Source organism: Stenotrophomonas sp. PS02289, assembly GCF_029960115.1.
GTDB lineage: Bacteria > Pseudomonadota > Gammaproteobacteria > Xanthomonadales > Xanthomonadaceae > Stenotrophomonas.
The window spans coordinates 1-2505 of record NZ_JASCOZ010000305.1; the positions used below are offsets into that span (position 1 = coordinate 1).

Sequence of the window (2505 nt, forward strand, 5' to 3'; positions counted from 1 at the left end):
ACGCAGGGCGTGGCTCTACGGAATCCGGGACTGCCGTAGAGCCACGCCCTGCGTGGCTGCGCGATCCCCGAACGGCCCGTACCCGACACCGCGTCTTGCCCCTGTCACCGGACCGGCGTATTGTGACGCCCATTCACAAATCTGACCCGGCCAACATCCGGGTCTCACCGATAAGGACTGCGGGACAATGGTTTCAGGGACGAAGCGTACGCGCGCGCGCGGCGCGTGGCTGTGGGTGTGTGGGCTGGTGGTCGTACTCGCCAGCGGGGCCGTGCAGGCCGCAGACAAATCTCAACAGGCCTACTGGGCCGGTTTCGCCTACACCGCCGACCAGAGCGCGGTGAAGGCCAGTACCCCGCGCACTGCCGCCGTGCTTGAAGCGCGCGGCCTGCCGACCCTCAACAAAGCTCTCTGGGCCCGCCTGAGCGCGCAGAAGCCCAGCCAGCTGGAGCTGATCGACCAGCCGCTGGCCATGCTCGACGGCACCACCAGTGCCATTGTGCTGGCCACCGCGCTCGACCGCGAACTGGTCTCGGTGGAACCCATTGGCGACCAGTACAAGGTGCTGGTGGAAGTGGCGCTGCAGGCGCTGTTCTTCGACTTCCGCGAACGCCAGGTCGTCGCTTCCTATCCGATCACCCTGCAGCGCATCGACGTGCAGGACTACCGTCCGGATGCCAGCGAGGTCGACGCGATCATCGCCGACCTGCTGTACGGCAACGCCGCCACCAGCCTGCCGCAGGTGCTGGCCACCACGCTCAACCCGGCCAAGCTGCCCGACGCCTCGGTGCGCCGCCTGCAGGTCGGCGACGTGACCCTGAGCGACGCCGCCCGCGCCAAGCTGCCGGACCCGGCCATGGAGCCGGTGCTGCGCGCCACCCTGGCGCATGAACTGTCCAAGGCGATCTCGTCCAACACCGGCATCGGCCTGCTGCCGCCGTCCACCGGCCAGGCGATCGGCGGGGCGATGGCCGCGCGCTTTGCCGACGGCAAGGTCTACCAGCTGAAGATTCCCGAAGCCGACTACGTCATCAAGCTCAGCCTGAATGACATGAAGCACGGCGTGATCAATGAAACCCCGGCGGTGAAGACGATGCTGTTCGGCGCGTTCTTCAACGTGTCGGTGGTGGAGCCGTTCTCCGGCAAGGTCTATTTCGACCAGCCGCTGCGCAAGGGCGCGACCAAGGTGGTGCCGGTCACGCAATGGCAGGTTGACCAGTGGTCGGCCAGCTACGAAACCGTGCTGGCCGGGCTGGACGCCTTCGCCGGTGCGGCGGCCCAGCGTGCGGATTCGCGCGGCTGGCTGAACGAACAGAAGCCCGGCGGCAAGCCGCTGCAGCAACAGACCCAAGCCCTCCAGGAGTTGATCAAGTCATGCCGTTGATTCGTGCCGTACTGCTGATTCTCATTGCACTGATGGTGGCCGCGCCTGTCGCGGCACAGTCCGCCAGTTCCCGTGGTACCGGTTCGGCCAGCTATGGCCTGCGCCTGAGTGCCGACACCCGCGCCCAGGCCCTGAACAAGGCCAAGGTCAACGCACTGGAGGCGTACATCGCCGAATCCGGTGCGGCCAAGCTGCGCCTGTTCGAAGCACGCCGCGACGAGTTCATCGGTGACATCGACCGCTACGTGCTGAGCGCGGTGCCGCTGTCGGATACCGAAGACAAGAAGGCCAAGACCTACACCGTCACCGTCCGTGCCGAGATCAACACCACTTTGCTGCAGACCAAGCTGGATGCCGGCTCGGCCACCGCCGGCGCGCGCGCCAGCGAGCGTTCGCTGCTGACCTTCCTGTTCATGGCACGTGCGCAGGACACCGCGCAGTCGTTCCAGGACAAGGAATACCGCCGTGTGGATGCCAGCGTCAGCTACGACGAGAAGACCCGCGAAGGCGACAGCTTCCGTGGCAACTCGGTCAGCACCAGCGGCAGCATCAACCAGAACGCCTCGGCTTCGATGACCACCGGCGGCAGCACCACCCGCCGCAGCGACAACATCACCTGGAAGGTCTCCAACGCCAACGAGATCAACACCGCCATGACCGGTGCGTTCAGCGCCGCCGGCTATGAAGTGGTGGAAGCGGAATACGTGGAAGGCGAAAGTCGCGGCCTGCTCAGCATCGAGCGCATCCGCAAGGACTTCAGCACCGGCAACGACCTGTCGGCCGCGACCCTGCGCGATACCGCCAACGGCATCAAGGCCGCCAACATTCCGTACCTGGCCGTGGGCACCCTGGACGTGGGCATGCGTGACCGCGACCCGGTCAGCGGCAACGTGCGCGTGTTCGTCACCGTCACCGGCAAGGTGCTGGACGTGAGCGGTCGGTTCCCGCGCACCGTGTCGTCGGTGGGTCCGGTGCAGTTCTCCGGTACCGGCCCGGACGAAAGCGTGGCCCGCACCAATGCGCTGCAGATCGCCTCGGAAAAGGGCGCGCAGCAGATGATCAACGAATTGAACGTCAAGGCTGTCCGTTAAGGGCGTGCCGACCAACGGTCGGCACCCACC

General features: G+C 66.2%; 2 protein-coding genes. Both read left to right on the plus strand.

Annotation, left to right across the window (positions count from 1 at the left end):
• Positions 1-187: 187 nt before the first annotated feature.
• Positions 188-1384, plus strand: a complete 1197-nt coding sequence (locus QMX83_RS21210; RefSeq protein WP_282298603.1) for a hypothetical protein — start codon at positions 188-190, stop codon at positions 1382-1384.
• The gene (locus tag QMX83_RS21215; protein WP_282298604.1) at positions 1375-2475 is read left to right on the plus strand and encodes a hypothetical protein; all 1101 of its coding nucleotides are present in this window, start codon (positions 1375-1377) and stop codon (positions 2473-2475) included. Before QMX83_RS21210 ends, QMX83_RS21215 begins: the two co-directional genes overlap by 10 nt.
• Positions 2476-2505: the final 30 nt, after the last annotated feature.

Coding starts and splice junctions, on each gene's coding strand:
- QMX83_RS21210 (WP_282298603.1), top strand. CDS start 188: ATGGTTTCAGGGACGAAGCGTACGCGCGCGCGCGGCGCGTGGCTGTGG.
- QMX83_RS21215 (WP_282298604.1), top strand. CDS start 1,375: ATGCCGTTGATTCGTGCCGTACTGCTGATTCTCATTGCACTGATGGTG.